At 59.9% G+C, this 20,860-nt stretch carries 18 protein-coding genes, 1 tRNA gene and 1 pseudogene; 16 read left to right on the top strand and 4 right to left on the bottom strand.

Going from position 1 to position 20,860, the window contains the following annotated elements; all coding sequences use genetic code 11:
- Positions 1-224 (top strand): hypothetical protein (locus QZ196_RS14775; RefSeq protein ID WP_296427763.1); only part of this gene is annotated, 224 nt, incomplete at its 5' end.
- A 560-nt stretch (positions 225-784) separates the two neighbouring features.
- Entirely contained in the window at positions 785-1,372 is a 588-nt protein-coding gene (locus QZ196_RS14770; protein WP_296427760.1) for a hypothetical protein, read from the top strand.
- Here the strand turns inward: QZ196_RS14770 and QZ196_RS14765 are convergent, their stop codons facing one another.
- Both QZ196_RS14765 and QZ196_RS14760 read right to left on the bottom strand, forming a co-directional pair.
- A complete protein-coding gene (locus QZ196_RS14765; protein ID WP_296427758.1) occupies positions 1,373-2,896 on the bottom strand; it encodes a cryptochrome/photolyase family protein in 1,524 nt (507 codons plus the stop codon). It abuts the gene before it with no gap.
- Positions 2,893-3,558: an SDR family NAD(P)-dependent oxidoreductase gene (locus QZ196_RS14760; RefSeq protein ID WP_296427756.1), complete on the bottom strand. Its 666-nt coding sequence runs from the start codon at positions 3,556-3,558 to the stop codon at positions 2,893-2,895. The genes QZ196_RS14765 and QZ196_RS14760 overlap by 4 nt, the downstream gene beginning before the upstream one ends.
- Before the next feature lie 267 nt (positions 3,559-3,825).
- Here QZ196_RS14760 and QZ196_RS14755 point away from each other — a divergent pair, with 267 nt between their 5' ends.
- From QZ196_RS14755 to QZ196_RS14725, 7 genes are all read left to right on the top strand, one after another.
- Positions 3,826-5,385, top strand: coding sequence for a 2-isopropylmalate synthase (locus QZ196_RS14755; protein ID WP_296427754.1), 1,560 nt, complete (start codon positions 3,826-3,828; stop codon positions 5,383-5,385).
- Positions 5,386-5,692: 307 nt separating this feature from the next.
- Complete coding sequence (locus tag QZ196_RS14750) at positions 5,693-6,730, top strand: rod shape-determining protein (protein WP_296427752.1); 1,038 nt, start codon at positions 5,693-5,695, stop codon at positions 6,728-6,730.
- Positions 6,731-6,754: 24 nt separating this feature from the next.
- Complete coding sequence (mreC, locus tag QZ196_RS14745; RefSeq protein ID WP_296427749.1) at positions 6,755-7,663, top strand: rod shape-determining protein MreC; 909 nt, start codon at positions 6,755-6,757, stop codon at positions 7,661-7,663.
- Positions 7,656-8,195 (top strand): rod shape-determining protein MreD, encoded by a 540-nt coding sequence (locus QZ196_RS14740; RefSeq protein WP_296427748.1) that lies wholly within the window; start codon positions 7,656-7,658, stop codon positions 8,193-8,195. Before mreC ends, QZ196_RS14740 begins: the two co-directional genes overlap by 8 nt.
- The gene (mrdA, locus tag QZ196_RS14735; RefSeq protein WP_296427747.1) at positions 8,192-10,132 is read left to right on the top strand and encodes a penicillin-binding protein 2; all 1,941 of its coding nucleotides are present in this window, start codon (positions 8,192-8,194) and stop codon (positions 10,130-10,132) included. The genes QZ196_RS14740 and mrdA overlap by 4 nt, the downstream gene beginning before the upstream one ends.
- On the top strand, positions 10,129-11,268 hold the full coding sequence (gene rodA, locus QZ196_RS14730; RefSeq protein WP_296427745.1) for a rod shape-determining protein RodA: 1,140 nt from the start codon (positions 10,129-10,131) through the stop codon (positions 11,266-11,268). Before mrdA ends, rodA begins: the two co-directional genes overlap by 4 nt.
- Positions 11,268-12,200 (top strand): glyoxylate/hydroxypyruvate reductase A, encoded by a 933-nt coding sequence (locus QZ196_RS14725; protein ID WP_296427744.1) that lies wholly within the window; start codon positions 11,268-11,270, stop codon positions 12,198-12,200. The genes rodA and QZ196_RS14725 overlap by 1 nt, the downstream gene beginning before the upstream one ends.
- A 204-nt stretch (positions 12,201-12,404) precedes the next feature.
- Here the strand turns inward: QZ196_RS14725 and QZ196_RS14720 are convergent, their stop codons facing one another.
- The gene (locus tag QZ196_RS14720) at positions 12,405-13,184 is read right to left on the bottom strand and encodes an SseB family protein (protein ID WP_296427742.1); all 780 of its coding nucleotides are present in this window, start codon (positions 13,182-13,184) and stop codon (positions 12,405-12,407) included.
- Positions 13,181-13,762: a uracil-DNA glycosylase family protein gene (locus tag QZ196_RS14715; protein ID WP_296427740.1), complete on the bottom strand. Its 582-nt coding sequence runs from the start codon at positions 13,760-13,762 to the stop codon at positions 13,181-13,183. Before QZ196_RS14715 ends, QZ196_RS14720 begins: the two co-directional genes overlap by 4 nt.
- A gap of 124 nt (positions 13,763-13,886) precedes the next feature.
- Between QZ196_RS14715 and QZ196_RS14710 the strand changes: the two genes are divergently transcribed.
- From QZ196_RS14710 to QZ196_RS14685, 7 genes and pseudogenes are all read left to right on the top strand, one after another.
- On the top strand, positions 13,887-15,170 hold the full coding sequence (locus QZ196_RS14710) for a Na+/H+ antiporter NhaA (protein ID WP_296427738.1): 1,284 nt from the start codon (positions 13,887-13,889) through the stop codon (positions 15,168-15,170).
- 156 nt (positions 15,171-15,326) lie between these two features.
- Complete coding sequence (locus QZ196_RS14705; RefSeq protein WP_296427736.1) at positions 15,327-15,986, top strand: ATP-binding cassette domain-containing protein; 660 nt, start codon at positions 15,327-15,329, stop codon at positions 15,984-15,986.
- Positions 15,964-17,499: a capsule biosynthesis protein gene (locus tag QZ196_RS14700; protein ID WP_296427734.1), complete on the top strand. Its 1,536-nt coding sequence runs from the start codon at positions 15,964-15,966 to the stop codon at positions 17,497-17,499. Before QZ196_RS14705 ends, QZ196_RS14700 begins: the two co-directional genes overlap by 23 nt.
- The gene (kdsA, locus tag QZ196_RS14695; protein ID WP_296427732.1) at positions 17,499-18,332 is read left to right on the top strand and encodes a 3-deoxy-8-phosphooctulonate synthase; all 834 of its coding nucleotides are present in this window, start codon (positions 17,499-17,501) and stop codon (positions 18,330-18,332) included. Before QZ196_RS14700 ends, kdsA begins: the two co-directional genes overlap by 1 nt.
- Positions 18,333-18,751: 419 nt before the next feature.
- A tRNA-Gln gene (locus QZ196_RS14690) sits at positions 18,752-18,826 on the top strand.
- A pseudogene (locus QZ196_RS17615) lies at positions 18,792-19,148 on the top strand (DUF6538 domain-containing protein); the annotation flags it as partial. The gene QZ196_RS14690 and the pseudogene QZ196_RS17615, both read left to right, overlap by 35 nt.
- Complete coding sequence (locus QZ196_RS14685; protein ID WP_296427730.1) at positions 19,149-20,795, top strand: tyrosine-type recombinase/integrase; 1,647 nt, start codon at positions 19,149-19,151, stop codon at positions 20,793-20,795.
- The last annotated feature ends 65 nt before the right edge of the window (positions 20,796-20,860 follow it).

Below are 20,860 nucleotides of genomic sequence, written 5' to 3'. Positions count from 1 at the left end.
AACCAAGCACTGGCCCGAAACCTGTCAAATCAATGGGGCCGAAACGGCGCATACAAACTATGGGCGGCGAGACACGGTTGATCTGGAATCCTGACATGGAACGGATGAGCCGGGTGATCGTCCAAGAAGGCGTCTACCGCTATTCGGTCGTGGATGACGGCGGCATCCAAGTGAGAACGGTTCTGTTCGAATATCTCGCAACCGAGGTCCGGTGGGACTTCTGATGGAGTGACGTCAAACTCGTGACGCGACCCGCTGCACTACCGATCGAAAGTTGGCAATCGCTCATTGCGAGGTGGCGAGCATGAGCCTGGCTAAGGCCTGCACGAATGTTTGGTGTACCAAATTGCTGCGGTTGCCAACCCGCATTGTCGTCAGACAGCGTTCCCGCTGTTGCTATGAATGTTGCACAGCGCGCACCGGCTGTGAACGGGCACAAGCTGGACATTAAACCTCGCCAATTTTCCTGCCAAATACTGACCTTTCGCCTGGAAGCAGAGGCTCACCAACACGAAATGCGGACACTCCAGATGAATAGCCGACGGTGAGATATCTCACCGTCGATGTCCTGTAAGTCGTAATAGCCCCGCCATCTGGCTGGGGCCGCTTTTTCGTGGCGACCAATCCCAAGACCCACTCTGGCCCGGATACCCCCGAACGGGTGCTTCCATTCTGCGGGAAATGTCGCCATTGTTTCAGTCACGCAGAATGAACGGCTGTCACCACAATTCACGCGTTCCCGATACGTCGCCACAGCCTGCTTAATCACACGGAGGCGCGAACCATGTCCGACCGGATCACAGCCCTTATTGACCGCATTCAAGCGCTGGAAGACGAACTCGAAACCGAGTTCGAGCAAAAGCACGCCGCGCTCAACCTGCGTATAGAACACGGGCGCGCCGTCTTTGACAAAGAAGTTGAACGCCAGCAGGCCGCGCTGCGCACCGGGCTTTTGAAATATGTCACCGGCTCCCGGCCACTGATCGTGCTGACGTCCCCCGTCATCTACGGCGTCGTGATCCCCTTTGTGCTGCTTGATTTGTGCGTGACGCTGTATCAGTTGATCTGCTTTCCGGTCTACGGCATCGCCAAGGTCCGCCGCAAAGACCACATCGTTTTTGACCGCCACCACCTGCACTATCTCAACTGGCTTGAAAAGCTGAACTGTGCGTATTGTTCCTATGGCAACGGCCTGCTGTCCTATGCGTGCGAAATCGCGTCGCGGACCGAACAGTACTGGTGCCCGATCAAACACGCCCGGCGCATCGCCAACACGCATCGGCATTACCGCCAGTTTGCCGAATACGGCGATGCCGAAGGCTACCGGAATCTGGTGGACGCATTGGATAAACGCCTCAAGAACCTGCGCTGATCACACAGCCTCGCCTGCATCCAAACGGTCAAGCCATTGCCCGGCGTCGTGCAACACCGTCTGACGTTTGCCTGCATCCATCTTGTCCCAGACCCGGTACATATTCCCCATCCGTGGATTGCCTGCAAACCGTGCCCGGTGCCGATCCAGAAAATGCCAGTACAGCAGATTGAACGGGCAGGCATCCGGCCCGGTCTTATCCTGCACCCGATACGCACAAGTCCCGCAATGGTCCGACATCTTGTGAATATAATTCCCCGATGAAATATAGGGCTTTGACGCGATGATCCCGTCATCGGCAAACTGGCTCATGCCGATCACATTGGGTGCCTCGACCCATTCATACGCATCCGCGTAAACCGCCAGATACCATTCATGCAGCGGCCCCGGATCAATCCCCGCCAACAGCGCAAAGTTGCCCGTCACCATCAGCCGCTGAATATGATGCGCATAGGCCTCGTCCCGGGTCTGCGCGACCGCCTTTGCGACGCAGTTCATTCTGGTCGCCCCACCCCAATACATCGCGGGCAGCGCGCGATCATGCCCCAGCGCGTTGCGGCTGACATAATCCGGCCCCTCGCGAAAATAGATCCCGCGCACGTATTCGCGCCAGCCGATAATCTGGCGAATAAACCCCTCGACCGCATTCAACGGGGCGTCCCCATCGCGGTAGGCTTGCGCAGCGGCCCGGCACACGTCCAACGGGTCCAGCAGGCCCGCGTTGATATAAAGCCCCACAACCGCATGATATAGAAACCGATTGTCATTCAGCATCGCATCCTGAAAATCACCAAAGCCGGGCAGACCGCCTTTGATCCAATGGGCCAGATGCTGCCGCGCCTGCGCGGTATCCGTCGCAAACCAGAACGGGCGGAGCGTGCCGAAATTATCGCCAAACCGTGCCGCGACCAGCGCCAGAACCTGTTCAACCACCGCATCGGGGGTGAATTGCAGCGGGCCGGCGTAGTCCACGCCAACAGGCGCGGGTTTGCGATTGTCGTGGTCGTAGTTCCACTTGCCACCCTCAGGCTTGTCGCCATTCATCAACAACCCGGTTTTCCGGCGCATATCGCGATAGAAATACTCCATCCGCAACTGCTTGCGGCCAGCGGCCCAATCGTCGAATTCCGCGTGCGACGCGATAAACCGATCATCGGCCAGCCGATGCGATTTTACCGGCAGATCACCCAGCGCGTTGATCAACCGCCATTCACCCGGTTCGGTATAAACCACACCTGCCGCACCAAAGGCCGATGCGCGGCGGATCAGCTCGCCGGTAATCGACCCGGTGTTGTCAGGATCATCCAGCGTGGTATAGGCTACCTGCCACCCGTCGTCACGCAACGCAGCTGCAAACTTGCGCATCGCGGCAAAGATAAACGCGATTTTCTTGGGATGGTGGGGCACATATGCCGCCTCGCCCATCACCTCGGCCATCACAACGATGTCGCTGTCCTTGTCGGCCTTGCGCAGCGCCGACAAGGACAGCGAAAGCTGATCACCCAAAACCAGAACCAACCTCACCAAGGCACCTCTTGCCCGGCATAGTCGTAAAATCCACCCGATTGCGCCGGCGTCAGATCCTCAATCACCGCCAGCAAATGCGCCGCGGCCTCTGGCGCCGGCACCGTCTTGTGACGACCTGCATAATCGGCCGTAAACGGCGTGGCGACGGTGCCGGGGTGCAGGGCCACACAGACCGACTGCTTGTGCGACCGGCCCAGTTCGATGGCGGCACCATGGATAATCTGGTTCAGCGCGGCCTTGGATGCGCGATACGAATGCCAGCCCCCGATCTTATTGTCGCCAATCGACCCCACCCGCGCCGACAGCGTCGCGACAACGCCGCGCGCATCATTGGGCAACAGCCGCGCGGCATGGCGCAGGATCAACGCGGGACCAATCGCATTCACCGCAAAAACATGGGCCATGTCATCTGCCTTGATCGCCGACAGCGCCTTTTCCGGTGCGCCCCATAACGGCGCCAGAATACCCACCGCCACAAAGATCAGATCAAACGGCCCTGCCAGCCGCTCCAGATGCGTATCGACAGACGCGGGATTGCCCACGTCAAACCCATCCGCGGCGCGCGACAAAGTGGTGACATCCACCCCCTGCCCGCGCAAATGCTGCGTGACAGCATCGCCGATCCCGCCCGAGGCGCCAATGATAAGTGCGTTTTTCATGCTTTCCAATCTAGGCCCCGACACCCACGCGACCAGTGCGCACGCAAAATACTCGGGCCGCAGGCGCATTTGACACTTTTCAACCGATCAAACGTCAGTATAGTCGCCCCTATGAATAGCCGCGCACATATCCTTAGCATTGCCCCCACAGGGCTGCGTCTGCGCGACCTGCTGCTCCTTAGCTGCCTCTGAGCGTGCCTTTCGGCGCGACCGCTCAGAGGGGACAGCGCCAAATCACCAAAAGCTAAGGACTAAAGGAATACCAAAATGACCAAAGATAAAGTGTTGATTTTCGACACCACCTTGCGCGACGGCGAACAATCCCCCGGCGCCACAATGAGCCATGCAGAAAAGCTCGAGATCGCAGAACTGCTTGACGACATGGGCGTCGATATCATCGAGGCGGGCTTTCCCATCGCCTCCGAAGGTGACTTTCGTGCGGTCAGCGAAATTGCACAACGCGCCAGGACAGCCACGATCTGCGGGCTGGCGCGCGCCAATTACAAAGACATCGACCGCTGCTGGGAGGCCGTGAAACACGCTAAATCCCCGCGCATCCACACCTTTATCGGCACCTCGCCGCTGCACCGCGCCATTCCGAACCTGACCATGGATGAAATGGCCGAACGTATCCACGACACCGTGACCCATGCGCGCAACCTGTGCGACAACGTCCAATGGTCGCCCATGGATGCCACCCGCACCGAACAAGACTACCTGTGCCGCACCGTTGAAATCGCGATCAAGGCGGGTGCGACCACGATCAACGTGCCCGATACCGTCGGCTATACCGCCCCGCGTGAAAGCGCGGACCTTATCCGCATGCTGATCAACAAGGTCCCCGGCGCCGATAACGTCATCTTCGCGACCCACTGCCACAATGATCTGGGCATGGCGACCGCCAACAGCCTTGCCGCGGTCGAAGGTGGCGCGCGCCAGATCGAATGCACGATCAACGGTCTGGGCGAACGGGCGGGCAACACCGCATTGGAAGAGGTCGTGATGGCCCTCAAGGTGCGCGGCGACATCATGCCGTTCGAAACCCGGATCGACACCACCAAGATCATGAACATCTCGCGCCGGGTCGCCACGGTCTCGGGCTTTGCGGTGCAGTTCAACAAGGCCATCGTCGGCAAGAATGCCTTTGCCCACGAAAGCGGCATCCATCAGGACGGCATGCTGAAAAACGCCGAAACCTTCGAAATCATGCGCCCCGAAGATGTCGGCCTTGCTGGCACATCCCTGCCGCTTGGCAAACACTCTGGCCGGGCCGCGCTGCGCGCCAAATTGGCCGAGCTGGGTTTTGATTTGGCCGATAATCAGCTTTTGGATGTGTTCGTTCGGTTCAAAGATCTGGCTGACCGCAAAAAGGAAGTCTATGACGATGACCTGATCGCGCTTGTCCACCAAAACGATGCCGCCGAAGACCGGCTCAAGCTCAAAAGCCTGCGTGTGGTTTGCGGGACCGAAGGCCCCCAGACAGCAGACATGGTGATGGAAGTTGACGGGTCGGATGTCAAAACATCAGCCACGGGCGATGGTCCCGTCGACGCCGCATTCAACGCGGTCAAATCCATCTTTCCGCACGGCGCGCATTTGCAGCTTTATCAGGTCAGCGCCGTGACCGAAGGCACCGATGCGCAAGCCACCGTTTCGGTGCGCATGGAAGAAGAAGGGCGCATCGCAACCGGGCAATCTGCCGACACCGACACCGTCGTCGCCAGCACCAAGGCCTATATCAACGCGCTGAACCGCCTGCTTGTCCGGCGGGCACAATCGCAGCCCGGCTATGACACCAAGGGCGTCAGCTACAAAGACACCGAATAGCAAGACTCAGTGATTTTGCAGGCGGGCGATCCAGCGATATCGGGTCGCCCGTTTGCGTTTCCGCCAATCACCCACGACAGCGGCTTGCGCAGGGCCGTGCGCGTCTCTTATTACATAAGTGCAAACATGGCCCCAAAAATACGGCTCAAGCCGCTTATCATGTTGAAAAAGTGCAAGCGGCAGATTGCTGCCGGGCGTTGGAAAACTAGGGGTTCTATCCACAGGCCACCCGCCTTATAAGCGTTTGGAACCGCATCCACGGGGACGGGCGCGGCGCATCACACTTATGGCAGGGGAAGGTCGCATTATGGCGATTTGGGGCAGTTTGTTTTCGTCGGATATGGCGATTGACCTAGGGACCGCGAACACACTGATCTACGTCAAGGGGCGTGGCATCGTCTTGTCCGAACCCTCGGTCGTGGCCTATCACATCAAGGATGGCGTCAAAAAGGTGCTGGCAGTGGGCGAAGACGCCAAGCTGATGCTGGGCCGCACCCCCGGCAGCATCGAGGCGATCCGCCCGATGCGTGACGGTGTTATCGCCGATTTTGACGTCGCCGAAGAGATGATCAAACACTTCATCCGCAAGGTGCATCCGCGTAGCATATTTTCCAAACCCAAGATCATCGTCTGCGTCCCGCACGGCGCGACGCCGGTTGAAAAACGCGCGATCCGCCAGTCGGTTCTGTCTGCCGGTGCCCGTCGCGCGGGCCTGATCGCCGAACCTATCGCGGCGGCCATCGGCGCGGGCATGCCGATCACCGATCCCACCGGCAACATGGTCGTGGATATCGGCGGCGGCACGACCGAGGTCGCGGTTCTGTCGCTGGGTGATATCGTCTATGCGCGGTCCGTGCGCGTCGGCGGTGACCGCATGGACGAGGCGATCATCAACTACCTGCGCCGCCAGCATAACCTTCTGATCGGGGAAAGCACTGCCGAACGGATCAAGACATCCATCGGCACGGCCCGCATGCCCGACGACGGGCGCGGCCAGTCGATGCACATCCGGGGCCGCGACCTGCTCAACGGCGTACCCAAGGAAACCGAAATCAGTCAGGCGCAGGTGGCCGAGGCGCTGGCCGAACCCGTCCAGCAAATCTGCGAGGCGGTGATGACCGCGCTCGAGGCGACGCCGCCGGACCTTGCGGCCGACATCGTTGACCGTGGCGTGATGCTGACCGGTGGCGGCGCGTTGCTGGGCCAGCTTGATCTGGCGCTGCGCGAACAGACCGGCCTTGCGATTTCGGTCGCGGACGAGTCACTCAACTGTGTGGCGTTGGGGACTGGCCGGGCCCTGGAATATGAAAAACAGCTGCGACATGTGATAGACTACGACAGCTAACACCCAGACCTGGGACAAACCGCCTTGGCACGTGACAAGAACAGCGAAGACTACGTCGGCCCGATCCGCAGACTGCTGGTCGGGGTCTTGGTACTGGCGCTGCTTGGTCTGTTCCTGATCTGGCGGATCGACAGCCCGCGTGTCGAACGGTTCCGCGCCGCCGCGATCGACAAGGTCGTCCCGTCCTTTGACTGGGCCATGGCGCCAGTCAGCGGCATCGCCAACCTGATCGGCAATTTCCAAAGTTACCAACAGCTAAGCGCGCAAAATCAGGACCTGCGCCGCGAATTGCAGCAAATGAAAGCATGGAAAGAAGCCGCCCTGCAACTGGAACAGGAAAACGCCAAGCTGCTTGGCCTCAACAACGTGCGCCTTGACCCCCAACTGACCTATGTCACCGGCGTCGTCATCACCGACAGCGGCTCACCGTTTCGGCAATCGGTGCTGGTCAATGTCGGCGCGCGCGATGGTATCATTGATGGCTGGCCCACGATGGACGGCATCGGGCTGGTCGGGCGGATCGCTGGCGTCGGTCAGGGCACCAGCCGCGTTATGCTGCTGTCCGACACCTCCAGCCGCATTCCCGTGACGATCCAGCCATCGGGGCAAAAGGCCATTCTGGCTGGCGACAATACCCTGAACCCGCCGCTTGAATTTCTTGAAAATGCCGACCTGATCCGCCCCGGCGACCGGGTGGTTTCATCCGGGGACGGCGGCGTCTTTCCCGCCGATCTGTTGGTCGGGCAGGTCGCGCTGGGGACCGATCAACGCCTGCGGGTGCGCTTGGCGGCGGATTATCAGCGGCTGGAATTCCTGCGTGTCCTGCGCGCCCCCCCGCACGAGGAAATCAACGATCCCGGCGGTCTGCTGACGCCCGAAACAGAATTCATCGGGCCGGCCCCGATCAATGCGCTGGAGATGGCAGATGGCTAAAGCACCCGCCACCCGGATCTGGATAAACCGTGGCGTGTTCATCGCCCTCGCCTTTGTGATCATCGTGCTGCAACTGGTGCCGCTGGACATGCGCCCGCCCCGCTGGCCGCCGCCCGATGTTCTGCTGGCGCTCACTCTGGCATGGGTGGCACGGCGGCCCGATTACCTGCCCGTCTACCTGATCGCTGCCGTTTTTCTGACGACAGATCTGCTGTTCCAGCGCCCGCCCGGCCTGTGGGCCGCGCTGGTGGTGATCCTGACGGAAACGGTGCGCACCCGCGCGCGCGGCATCCGCAATATGCCGCTGGCGTTGGAATGGGGCACAATCGCCTTTGGGATCGTCGCGATCACGCTGGCAAACCGCATCGTGCTGGCCATCCTGATGACACCTCAGGCGCCGCTGGGCCTGACCCTGATCCAGATGATCCTGACGATCCTGATTTACCCGCTCGTTGTTTTCGTCGCCCACTATATGTTTGGCGTCAGCCGCCCCGCCCTGGGCGAAATTGACGCCCGAGGACGCCGGATATGAAACGCCCGCCAAAGGATATCATCGAAAGCGCACGCCTCATTAACCGGCGCGCACTTGTCGTCGGTGCTGCACAGTTGGGCATCGTCGGCGCGCTTGGCTGGCGCTTGCAGTCCATGCAGATAGAACAGGCCGACCAGTTCCGCCTTCTGGCCGAGGAAAACCGGATCAACATTCGCCTGCTGCCCCCCGCACGCGGCCTGATCTTTGATCGCAACGGTATCCCGATCGCCGCCAATGAACAAAACTACCGCGTCGTCATGGTCCGCGAAGACGCAGGCGACGTCGGCGAAGTGCTGGCCCGGCTGACCGAACTGGTGGACATCGACCCCGAAAACCTGACCCGTGCAATGGAAGAAATGCAGCGCCGCTCGCCGTTTGTGCCGGTCACCATTGCCGACCGGCTTAGCTGGGATGACGTCGCACGGATCAACATCAACACCCCCGCCCTGCCCGGCATCCAGGCCGAGGTCGGCCTGAGCCGGGTTTACCCATGGGGCGCGGATGTGGCCCATGTGGTTGGCTACGTCGGCCCGGTCAGCGACTATGACCTTAGCCGGATCGACGATCAGGACCCGCTCCTGCAGATCCCGAAATTCCAGATCGGCAAGGCCGGCGCGGAAAACAAGCTGGAACATACCCTGCGCGGCAGCGCGGGCACCCGGCAGATCGAAGTGAACGCCGTGGGCCGCGTCATGCGCGAACTTGACCGCCAAGAGGGTATTCCGGGCAAAGACGTGCAACTGACCCTCGACAGCCGTTTGCAAAGCTATGTGCAGGCGCGGCTGGATGGGGAATCTGCCGGCGCTGTGGTCATTGATCTGGAAAACGGCGACCTGCGCGCCATCGCATCCGCACCCGCCTTTGACCCCAACCTGTTTGTGCGCGGCATTTCCGTCAAGGACTGGGTCGGCCTGAACGAAGACAAATACCGCCCATTGGCTGCCAAGGCCGTGCAGGGCACCTACCCGCCCGGCTCGACCTTCAAGATGGTCACCGCCCTCGCCGCCCTCGAAGATGGCGTGATCAGCGCCGACGAAACCGTCTATTGCCCCGGCTACACGGATGTCTTTGGTATCCGTTTCCACTGCTGGAAAAGCGGCGGCCACGGCAACATCAACCTGCACGAAAGCCTCAAGCAAAGCTGCGACTGCTACTATTACGAAGTCGCCCAGCGCGTCGGGATCGACAAGATGGCCATCATGGCCCGCAAGCTGGGACTGGGGATCAAACACGATCTGCCGCTGTCTGCCGTCGCGGCGGGCCTGACCCCGGACAAAGACTGGAAGGCCAAGGTGCGCGGCGAAGACTGGCGGATCGGCGATACCGTCAACGCCTCTATCGGGCAGGGTTACGTGCTTGCCTCGCCACTGCAACTGGCCGTGATGGCCGCCCGCATTGCCACGGGCCGCGAAGTGACCCCGCGCCTTGTGCGGCTGATCGACGGCGTCGAACAACCCAGCGGTCTGGGTGACAGCCTTGGCCTGAACGAAAACATCCTGCGGCGGGTGCGCGCGTCAATGAATGATGTCTGCAATCATCGGCGCGGCACGGCCTACAGCTCGCGAATCATGGTCGATGAATACCGTATGGCCGGCAAGACCGGCACCAGTCAGGTGCGCCGGATCACACCAGAGGAACGCGCGCGCGGCGTCATCAGCAACGAAGACCTGCCGTGGGAACGCCGCGACCACGCGCTGTTCGTCAGCTTCGCCCCCTACGACAAACCACGCTTTGCGCTGTCGGTGGTGGTCGAACACGGCGGCGGCGGTTCGGCGGCGGCGGCGCCCATCGCGCGCGATATCATGCTGCAGGCGCTTTATGGCGGCCCGCCCCCGCTTGATGCGTACCCCGTCGCCGTGCGCGACAAGATCGCCGCACAGCAAACCCGGATCGAGGCACGCATCCCCCCCGGCTCCAAGGCGCAGGGCCGCGCATGAGCTATCTTGAGTATAACACCAAATATGTCCCCACGGGCCTGCGCAAACTGCTCTATCTGAACTGGCCGGTGATCATGCTGCTCACGGCGGTGGCCTGCGCGGGGTTCTTGATGCTTTATTCCGTCGCTGGCGGATCGCCCACACCCTGGATGGAACCGCAGATGAAGCGTTTCGTCGCCGGTATGGTGCTGATGATCATCATCGCGATGGTGCCGATCTGGTTCTGGCGCAACATGGCCGGGCTTGCGTTTGGCATATCCATGCTGCTGCTGGTCGCCGTCGAACTCTTCGGCGAGGTCGGCATGGGCGCGCAGCGCTGGATCAACCTTGGGTTCATGCGCCTGCAACCCTCCGAGCTGACCAAGATCACGCTGGTGATGCTGCTGGCCGCTTATTACGACTGGCTGCCCAACACCAAGACCTCGCGGCCCCTTTGGGTGCTGCTGCCGGTGCTGTTCATTCTGGCGCCCACCGCGCTTGTCTTGCGGCAACCCGACCTTGGCACCGCGATCCTGCTGCTTGCCGGCGGCGGCACCGTCATGTTTCTCGCCGGGGTCCACTGGGCCTATTTTGCCACCGTGATCGGGGCGGGCGTCGGTGGCATCGTCGCCGTGTTCCAAAGCCGGGGCACCCCTTGGCAACTGCTCAAGGATTACCAATACCGGCGGATCGACACCTTTATTGATCCGTCCAACGATCCGCTTGGCGCGGGCTACCATATCACGCAGGCCAAGATCGCGCTTGGCTCTGGCGGCTGGACCGGGCGCGGCTTTATGCAGGGCACCCAATCGCGGCTGAACTTTCTGCCCGAAAAACACACCGACTTCATCTTCACCACCCTCGCCGAGGAATTCGGCTTTGTCGGTGCCTTCACCCTGCTGGCGCTTTACCTGCTGATCGTGCTGTTCTGCGTCATCTCTGCGGTCAATAACCGCGATCGGTTTGCAGCCCTGCTGACGCTTGGCATCGCCATGACGTTCTTTTTGTTCTTCGCCGTCAACATGGCCATGGTCACCGGACTGGCACCTGTCGTCGGCGTGCCGCTGCCGCTTGTCAGCTATGGCGGCTCTGCCATGCTTGTCCTTCTCGTCGCGTTCGGCCTTGTCCAAAGCGCCCATGTCCATAGGCCCCGCTAATGATCAACGTCCTTTTCTCTGCGCAACCCAAAAGCTGGGCGGCATACCAACAGCCCCTGAACGCGGCCTTCATCAACGCGGGGCTGGATGTGGACCTGCGCCGCGACCATGCGCCGGAGGCCACAGATTACATCGTCTTTGCGCCCAACGGTCCCGTCACCGACTTCACCCCCTACACCCACACCAAGGCCATCATGAGCCTGTGGGCCGGGGTCGAAACCGTCGTCGATAACACGACCCTGACCCAACCGCTGGCGCGCATGGTCGATCACAGCCTGACCAATGGGATGGTCGAATGGGTCACCGGGCACGCCCTGCGGCACCACCTTGGCATGGATACCCATATCCACGGCCAGGATGGCATCTGGCGCGATACCATCTATCCGCCTCTGGCCGCAGATCGCCCGGTAACGATCCTTGGGATCGGCGCGCTGGGTGCGGCATGCGGTCAGGCCCTGCATGGGTTGGGCTTTCCCGTCACAGGCTGGAGCCGCAACGCCAAGGACGTCCCCAACATCCGCTGCCTGCATGGCGATGCCGGGCTGACGGACGCGCTACGCGGCGCGCAGATCGTGATCTTGCTGTTGCCGCTGACACCGCAGACCGAAAATATCCTCGATACAGATCGGCTCGCGCTGCTGGCGCCCGGCGCGTTTGTCATCAACCCCGGTCGCGGGCCGCTGATCGACGATGATGCCCTGCTTGCCGCGCTTGATCGCGGTCAGGTCGCACATGCCACGCTGGATGTGTTCCGCATCGAACCCCTGCCGCGGGATCATCCCTATTGGGCGCATCCAGACGTCACCGTGACCCCCCATATCGCTGCGACAACCCGGCCCGAAACCGCATCCCAAGTCATCGCCGACAACATCGCGCGGGGTCAGGCGGGCAAACCGTTCCTGCATCTGGTTGACCGCACGACGGGGTACTGACCGCCGGGCGCACAGCCGCCGTTAACCAATTCCCGGCGACCGCCCGATTAATACCGCGATTGTCGTACATATGTACGTACGCGCTTTGTACGGGTTGTGGACGGGTTCTGTATCGCCAAATTCGCCGATTTTCAGCGGTATTAACGCCATATCACCGCCGCGCCGTCGCAGCACCCGAAAACCGCCGCCCGGCACGTTAACCGATCAGCGCAGTCTCGGCGGCTTGTCCGGGTCCATCCCCGGCGCACCGGGGGCTTGCGGTGCGGCGGCCAATTCCGGCAGATCAAACCGCAGCCCCACCCGCGCCAAACGCGCCGCCAATGGGTCCGCCGCGCGAACAAACAAGACATCCATCACCCCCGCCTCGATCCCCGAAAACGTCAGCGCCTCACCGGCAGCCGACGCCAGCGCCTTTTCTGCGCCCGGCGCGGCATCCACAAACGCCAGCACATGCCCCCGCACCCCATCCTCATAGGTGGCCGCCGCCAAATACGCGAACCGCGCCATACCCGCCGCAATCGCCAGCTTGCGGTCTAAACCGGTCACGACCGCCTCGGGCAAGCCGACAGGTGGCGACACTTCGGTCAAACGCGCTTCGGTTTCATCCGGTGCATTGGCAAGCGTCGCGACCAACCAATCGACCGCCTCGGCCGGGATCAGCATCGCCGATGGCGCCACATCAAGGTTCAGCGCCAGCCCAATGCCCTGCCCCGCCAGCATCTGCACCAACGTACGGCCCGGCAACCCCGCATAGGGTGCCGCGCGCCCTACGAATTGCGACAGCCGCTCCTCGCGGTCGAACACAAGGCTAAAGCTTTGATCTTCAATCTCAAATAGCTCTGGGGTGATCTGGTCATCGGCCGCTTCTTCGCCCAACAGCATGAACAATTCCGTATCCGCCAACCGCTCGTAGAACCGCAGCCGGACGGCATCGTCATCGGGGGCGGCTTCCATGGCGGCATGGGCGTTATCTAGATCGGTCATTGCAATACATCCTTCACGCGCGCCCGCAGACTGGGCAATACTTCATCGGCGAACCAACGGTTTTTCTTGAGCCATGCGGTATTGCGCCACGACGGATGAGGCAAGGGAAACACGCGCGGTGCATGGTCACGCCAGCCTGCAACGGTGTCCGTCACGGTGCCCTTGGCCCCCAGATGCCAACGCAGCGCAGGGCTGCCAATGACAATCGTCAGCGGCACATCGCCCAGCGCGGACATTACCTGAGCATGCCATGTCGCGGCACAAATACTGGGCGGTGGCAGGTCGGACCCGGCGGCGTTGTAGCCGGGAAAACAAAATGCCATCGGCACAATCGCCACGCGGGTCTGGTCATAGAACACAGCATGATCCAGCCCCAACCAGTCACGCAGGCGGTCGCCGGATCGGTCCCAGAACGGCTTGCCCACCGCATGCACCCGCATCCCCGGCGCCTGACCCGCGATCAAGATACGTGGCTTATCCCCGAACCAAACCACCGGGCGCGGCACATGCGCCGTCGCGGTTGCGGCGAAACGGTCCTTGCACAAACGACAGGCAGATATGCGATCCTGAAGGGTCATACCCCTCAGCTTATCCGCGTTTTGGCACAACAAAAAGACCACAGGCGCGACCCGGATATTGCCCCCGCTTGATGCACCCCGCGCTTTGGTTTAGGCCAATTCCAAAGGTCTTCGGGGGACACAAATGTATCGCGTCTGGAATTTCCTCACCAACTATTCGCTTTTGCTGATTGTCGGGGCGATCACCGCGCTGATCTGGGCCAATATGAACCCCGACGGCTATCGCCATTTTGTCGAATTCGAACTGATCCCTGAGTTCTTCATCGGTCACGCCAACTACGGCGCGGATGGTCAGGTGGCATATCGAACACTGACCATGCACTATCTGGTGAACGACGTGCTGATGGCGTTCTTTTTTGCCATCGCCGCCAAAGAAGTCTGGGAGGCAGTGATCCTCAAGAACGGCAGCCTGCGCGGCAAAAAGGCGGCGACGCCCTTGTTTGCAACGCTTGGCGGGATGCTGGGGCCGATCACGGTCTATCTGGGTCTGGCCCTGCTTCTGGGCTCGGACACCTACGACGCAGTCGCCAAAGGCTGGGCCATTCCCACAGCAACGGACATCGCGTTCAGTTATCTTGTGGGCCGTCTGGTGTTTGGGGCGGGCCACCCTGCGGTGCGTTTTCTGCTACTGTTGGCCATTGCCGACGACGCCGCGGGCCTGATCATTCTCGCGGTCTTCTACCCATCCGGTGACCTTGCGCCGGAATGGCTATTGCTGTCGTTATTCGCGGCAATCGCGGTCTTTTACCTGTTCAATCGCCTTCCCCGGCAGTTGGACCGTGGCGACGAGGCACGGCCAAAATCTACATGGGTGCGCAATAAGCTATCGTTCTGGCCATACCTCATCGCCGCCTGCCTAAGCTGGTACGGCTTCCAAGAGGCGGGCATCCACCCCGCGCTTGGCCTGCTGCCGATTGTGCCCACAATCCCACATGCCGACCGCGCATTCGGGATTTTCTCCGAGGCGGAACAGTATCTGACCGACCTGCTCAACCACATCGAACACCTGCTCAAACACCCTGTCGAAGTGGTCTTGTTCTTATTTGGTCTGCTGAATGCCGGTGTGGAATTTTCGTCGATCGGGTCGCCGACGTGGCTGGTACTGTTCAGCCTGTTGATCGGCAAGCCGGCGGGTGTGATGCTGTTTGGCTGGATCGCGGCCAAGCCGCTTGGACTTGGGCTACCCAAGGGGATGCGCACGGTTGACCTGTTTGTCGTCGGCTGTGTCGCGGCAATCGGCTTTACGGTGTCGCTGTTTATTGGCGCGGTCGCCTTTGATGGCTCAGCCATGCTGGGCGATGTCCGGGTGCAGGATGCAGCAAAAATGGGTGCGCTCTTCAGCTTCTCTGCGGCGATCATCGCGATCATTGCGGGCAGGCTGACGGGCGTGGTCAAACAAACAGGCTAGGTGATCGTCCCAAATCATGGGTTGATCACGCAGTTGTCGCTATATTCGCGCCGCATTCTTGGGATACCTATCGCAAATCGACCCATCGTGATGGGGTGTTAATCTATTGGCGTCATCAACAAGCAAACCCAAATGCGGGGCAAAAGCAGGAACAAGATGCTGGAATTCGCTCAGGTCAGTAAGTCATTTTGGACCGGCACACAGCGCAAGGTGATCCTTGACCGTGTGTCGTTTCGCGTGGAGTTGGGCCATTCGCTTGGCATCCTTGCGCCCAATGGCACCGGCAAAACCACGCTGATCAACATGATGGCCGGTCTGGAAAAACCGGACGAAGGCCGGATCACCCGTGGCTGCCGGATATCGTTTCCACTAGGGTTCATGGGCGGCGTCGTGAACAAGCATACAGCCATGGAAAACAGCCGCTATATCGCCCGGCTTTATGGCCTTGATCCCGACTACGTCGAGGCGTTCTGTCGTTGGCTGTGCGGGATCGAGGAATATTTTGACATGCCCGTCGGCACCTATTCCAGCGGGATGAAGCAGCGGTTCACCTTTGCCTTGATGCTGGCGCTCGATTTTGACATCTACCTGATCGACGAAGGCATGCCGCGTGCGACCGACGCTGAATTTAACCGCAAAGCCGGGGAAATCCTGCGCGAACGGCTTGAAACGACAACCGTGATCATCGTATCGCATCAACCAGCCACACTGGAACGGTTTGCCCGTTCGGCCGCAGTTCTCAAAGACGGCCAGTTGCATATGTTTGACACCTTGGAAGAAGCGAAGGCGCTGTATGACTACCAAACCGAGGGTTAAAAAATTCCGTATCCGGCGCGGTATCGCCCCCGAAGATGCAGCCGACCAAACGGTAGCAGCGCCTACAGACGACGACACAGACACCAGTGCAACGATGGATGCGATCGGCCACGAGGGGCTGACAGGCAGGCAATTGCGGATGGCACGCCGGGTGGCCCATAAACACGGGCTGACCGTGACCTCTGACTTTGACGCGGTGCATCAACTGCGCCTTGCGGGGATTAACCCGTTTCAGCGCAATTCGGTGCTTGAACTTGTCACACCTGACGGCAGCATCGCCAAAGGCAGCGGGATGCAGCTGCCCCAGCCGATGTTGAAACCCGGCACGAACCTGCCCTCGACCAACCGCAACAGCCCCGCCGATCGACGCAGCGCCGAAATCATACTGATCCAGCGCGATATCGCCAGCCGCCGCCGCCGCAAGCTGGCGCTGCTGTTCACCCGGCTGTCATTCTTTGTGTTTTTGCCGACATTTCTCGTGGGCTGGTATTTCGCCACCATGGCCACCCCGATGTTCGCCACCAAGTCCGAAATCGTCATCCAGCAAGCAGAAACCGCAGGCGCCGCTGGTTTGGGCGGCTTATTTCAGGGCACATCCATGGCAACCCAACAGGACAGCATTGCGGTGCAATCCTATCTTGCCTCCCGCGAGGCGATGCTGCGTCTTAATGACGATCACGGCTTCAAGGCGCATTTCAGCGACCCTGATATCGACGCAATCCAGCGCCTGCCGGAAAACGCCAGCAATGAAGCCGCGTTCAAACTTTATTCCAACCACGTCCGCATCAGCTATGACCCGTCAGAGGGAATTTTGCGGATGGAGGTCATCGCAGTCGATCCGGCCAAAAGCCAGGCGTTTTCCGAAGCACTGATCAGCTACGCCGAAGAACAGGTGGACCAGTTGACCAGCCGCTTGCGCGCCGATCAGATGCAGGGCGCGCGCGACAGCTACGAAGCCTCTGAAGCGCGACGTGCCACGGCGCTTGCGCAATGGCTGGCCATTCAGGAAGAAGTGCAACAGATCGACCCGGTTGGCGAAACCACGGCCCGCACACAGCAAATTTCCAAACTTGGCAGCGAACGCCAGCGGCTTGAGCTGATTTTGCAGTCCCGCCTGAATGTGCAGCGCCCCAGCGAAGTCCAGGTGCAGGCCCTGCGTGACCAAATGGCCAACATCGACGCGCTGATCGCAAGCATGCGGTCGGACATGACGTCAGGGACCGGAACCCGGACATCGCTGGCCGCGCGCAATACAGAACTGCGTGCCGCTGAGGAAAATTACACCTTCCAGACGGTTCTGGTCCAGCAGGCCCTGACCCAGATGGAGGCCGCACAGATTGAAGCCAACCGTCAAGTCCGCTATCTGTCACAAAGCGTGAAACCAATCGCCCCGGACGAGGCGACCTATCCACGCCCGTTTGAAAATACACTTTTGGCTTTTTTGATCTTTTCGGGAATTTATCTGATGATCTCACTTACCTCCTCCATCCTTCGCGAACAGGTCAGTTCGTGATGTATGATGTTCAAATTGGCGCCCTGACCGTCGGCAACGACCGCCCGCTTCTGGTCATCGCCGGCCCCTGCCAACTGGAAAGCATTGATCATGCGCAGATGATCGCCGGACACATGGCCGAAGCCTGTTCCGCCGCCGGTGCGCAGTTCATCTTCAAGGGCAGCTATGACAAGGCCAACCGCACATCACTGGGCGGCAAGCGGGGCCTTGGCATGGACGCCGGGCTGAAAGTCATGCAATCGGTCAAGGATAGCATCGGCTGTCCGGTCCTGACCGACATTCACGCCCCCGACCATTGCGCGACAGTGGCCGCCGTTTGCGATGTCATACAGATACCCGCGTTTTTATGCCGCCAGACCGACCTGTTGCTGGCCGCTGGTGAAACCGGTGCCGTCATCAACATCAAAAAAGGGCAGTTTCTGGCGCCCTGGGACATGCCCAACGTCATCGCCAAGATCGAAAGCACCGGGAACAAACGGATCATGCTGACCGAACGTGGCAGCTCTTTTGGCTATAACACGCTTGTCACCGATATGCGGTCGCTGCCGACCATGGCGCGCACCGGCTATCCCGTGGTGATGGATGCGACCCATTCGGTGCAACAACCCGGCGGTATGGGCGGATCATCCGGCGGCCAACGCGAATTTGCCCCGGTCATGGCGCGCGCCGCCGTTTCGCTGGGTATCGCTGCCGTATTCATTGAAACACACGAGGACCCGGACAACGCGCCCTCTGACGGACCCAACATGATCCCGCTTGATCAGATGGGCAAGCTGGTACGCAGCCTGATGGCGTTTGATGCCTTGGCCAAGGCAGACCCACTGCGCGTCTGAGACTTGCATCGCGCGCGCCTTGCGTCTCGCCCCGCAGCGTTGCGACCAATGACCCCGCTGTCTTTACCGGTTCGCGGGCCATGGTCCTGTCAGGCCTGCACGATAGCTGGCGCTGCTGCGAATCGCACCTAGCGGATAATCAGGTCCATCGGCATTTCCGTGTCGGATGTTGTCATCACGCAAAACCCACAGAATCAGACCGCACGACAAGAACGACCCGCCGCGCACTTAGCACATCCAACCCCAAGACACAGTTGACACAAGCACAGCAGCCGTCCTTGAACGGTTTTTGGACTCTGCGCGCAACATTTCCTCATCCGAAAATCTGCAGTAAAGTAACAACCCAAACGAATAGCGCGTTTTTTGTTGAAACGGGGCTTGAACCGCTGCCGCCTTCGCAGTATCCAACGCCTCGCTGGTGGGATGTAGCCAAGTGGTAAGGCAACGCTTTTTGGTAGCGTGTACCGTAGGTTCGAATCCTACCATCCCAGCCAGCTTTCACTCAAAGCCCTGATTTATATAGGCCCGTTTGTTGCGGCTGCGGTGGTTTCACCCCACTGCATCACATCCCTGCATCACAGCAGCAGATGTGAAGCTCCCGCCTCAGGGTCTGTCAGTGAAATCTTTCGCTCTCGCCTTACCGGGAGCCGTCACGTGCATCACTTGAACCATGTCCACCGAAGAGGGGCTGTTTACGTCTGGCGTCGCCGGTGTCCGCACGAGGCCTATGAAAGGCACACATTTATCCAAGTCAGCTTGAAAACCCGGGAGTTTTCCACAGCAAAGATAATCTCAGCTATTTTGAATTGCGCTTTCATGAACTTTATCATGAAGGTGAAGCAACAAAAGATCACCCGGGTTGAAGCACAGAGGTTTCTTACGGCTATCGTTTCCATCGAGTTGGAACGAATTGAAGCTGAAAGATACGCTGAGCCACATGCCAAGACGCCAGGCGACTGGCGGAACAGGTACCTCGATGAGAGGGCCCGGGCGATTGCGTTGCGGAAGGTCGCATCAATGGGACCAGCCGCCCAGCTTTTCGAAGAAGACCGGAGTGCACTGACACAAGAGTTCACCCACGACGATGCATTCGAAAGAGTGGAACGCCACATCCAGTTCCTGACGGGATCGTTTGACGCTGCATTCACCGATGAGACCCTCGATCTGGCAAAGGCTCACATCACGCGATCAGGTTTCTCTGATGATGATGTTCGTGTGCTCCTGCAAATCCGTTTGACGGGAACAGCCGATGCGATGACCCAAAGTGATCGCAAGAACCAAACGACGCCCTTCGTAGGTTTGATGCCCGATCTGCGCTCAACGGAAATGATCAACATCCCTCCCCTGACCTCGATCAAGCCTTCTCGAGAGGGGTATGACGACAGCCTCGATAGCCTTTGCCAGGCTTATTTTTCAGAAGGATTTAAAGACAGCCAAGATCCCGCCGAGCAAAAGAAAATCGCAAAAGACCGCAGACAGAACCATGCCGTCCTTACACAGTTCTGTGCTGCCGTAGGAAAAAAACGGCTCACAGACCTCCAGCAGCAAGATCTGCACTTTTACGTCTCAGTCCTGGAACGAATGCCAAAAGTGTATGGGAGGTCGATCAAAGACCGCGAGCTTTCCATCATGGAATTGCTGGAGCGCGCAGAAGAGCTGCCCGATGACGAGGTCGGCTTGAGCAGCGCCACCATCAATCGCAACCTTACGATCCTCAGAAACTTTTTGAAGTATGCGCGGGGCCGCGGTGCGCGCCCGACCGAAGAGTTGTTCCTTTCTGATCTGCGTCGCAAGGATAACTCGGACGAGCGAAGTGCGCGCTTGGCGTTTACGGACAGCGACGTGATGAAACTTGCGCAGCACCCGATTTGGACAGGTTGCAGAAGCGCAGAGCGCCGGAACATGCCGGGAAACCATGTGATTAAGGACGGTCTCTACTGGGGACCGATCATTGCCGCAGCAAGCGGGGCTCGCAGGGAAGAAATCATGGGACTGGCTATCGAAGATATCGTCATGGATGGCCCCATTCCGTATATTCTGATCCAACCAAATGCGGTGCGGAGGCTCAAGAACGCAAGTTCGCATAGGGCTGTGCCAATCCATTCACGTCTGATGGAACACGGTTTTTCCGACTACGTTCAAGAATTGCAGGAGCGAGGTGAGCACGACCTTTTCCCGGATCTCCGGCCGGGAACACCAACCGAGACCTACGGCAATGTTTTCTATAAGCCTTGGAAAGCTGCGTTGGATATGCAGCTTGCGGAAGATGCGAACCGAAAGACGTTTCATTCGTTCCGACACCGCGTCATCAGCATCCTGCGCCATGATCCCGAAATCGACAAAGCATCCGTGAAAGACCTTGTCGGTCACCGGCACGAAGACGTGACGGACAGTGTCTATCGCGACCCAGCCAAGCTTTTGATGCTGCAACGTATCGTCGAGGCTATCCCGGTGGTCTTTTGATCGTCTTGCATGCGTATTCCGGGGTGATCCGGCCAGTGATTCCGAAAGTATCCGGCCACCCATTC

Source organism: Yoonia sp. (genome assembly GCF_017854565.1).
Lineage (GTDB): Bacteria > Pseudomonadota > Alphaproteobacteria > Rhodobacterales > Rhodobacteraceae > Yoonia.
This window is presented reverse-complemented; position numbering and strand designations above follow the sequence as displayed.

Bases quoted from the DNA above. Each gene is read 5' to 3' on its own strand.
- QZ196_RS14760 (WP_296427756.1), bottom strand. From the start codon at position 3,558: ATGAAAAACGCACTTATCATTGGCGCCTCGGGCGGGATCGGCGATGCT.
- QZ196_RS14715 (WP_296427740.1), bottom strand. From the start codon at position 13,762: ATGACCCTTCAGGATCGCATATCTGCCTGTCGTTTGTGCAAGGACCGT.
- QZ196_RS14720 (WP_296427742.1), bottom strand. From the start codon at position 13,184: ATGACCGATCTAGATAACGCCCATGCCGCCATGGAAGCCGCCCCCGAT.
- kdsA (WP_296427732.1), top strand. From the start codon at position 17,499: ATGTATGATGTTCAAATTGGCGCCCTGACCGTCGGCAACGACCGCCCG.
- QZ196_RS14770 (WP_296427760.1), top strand. From the start codon at position 785: ATGTCCGACCGGATCACAGCCCTTATTGACCGCATTCAAGCGCTGGAA.
- QZ196_RS14710 (WP_296427738.1), top strand. From the start codon at position 13,887: ATGTATCGCGTCTGGAATTTCCTCACCAACTATTCGCTTTTGCTGATT.
- QZ196_RS14740 (WP_296427748.1), top strand. From the start codon at position 7,656: ATGGCTAAAGCACCCGCCACCCGGATCTGGATAAACCGTGGCGTGTTC.
- QZ196_RS14750 (WP_296427752.1), top strand. From the start codon at position 5,693: ATGGCGATTTGGGGCAGTTTGTTTTCGTCGGATATGGCGATTGACCTA.
- QZ196_RS14705 (WP_296427736.1), top strand. From the start codon at position 15,327: ATGCTGGAATTCGCTCAGGTCAGTAAGTCATTTTGGACCGGCACACAG.
- QZ196_RS14700 (WP_296427734.1), top strand. From the start codon at position 15,964: ATGACTACCAAACCGAGGGTTAAAAAATTCCGTATCCGGCGCGGTATC.
- QZ196_RS14755 (WP_296427754.1), top strand. From the start codon at position 3,826: ATGACCAAAGATAAAGTGTTGATTTTCGACACCACCTTGCGCGACGGC.
- QZ196_RS14725 (WP_296427744.1), top strand. From the start codon at position 11,268: ATGATCAACGTCCTTTTCTCTGCGCAACCCAAAAGCTGGGCGGCATAC.
- rodA (WP_296427745.1), top strand. From the start codon at position 10,129: ATGAGCTATCTTGAGTATAACACCAAATATGTCCCCACGGGCCTGCGC.
- QZ196_RS14685 (WP_296427730.1), top strand. From the start codon at position 19,149: ATGAACTTTATCATGAAGGTGAAGCAACAAAAGATCACCCGGGTTGAA.
- mrdA (WP_296427747.1), top strand. From the start codon at position 8,192: ATGAAACGCCCGCCAAAGGATATCATCGAAAGCGCACGCCTCATTAAC.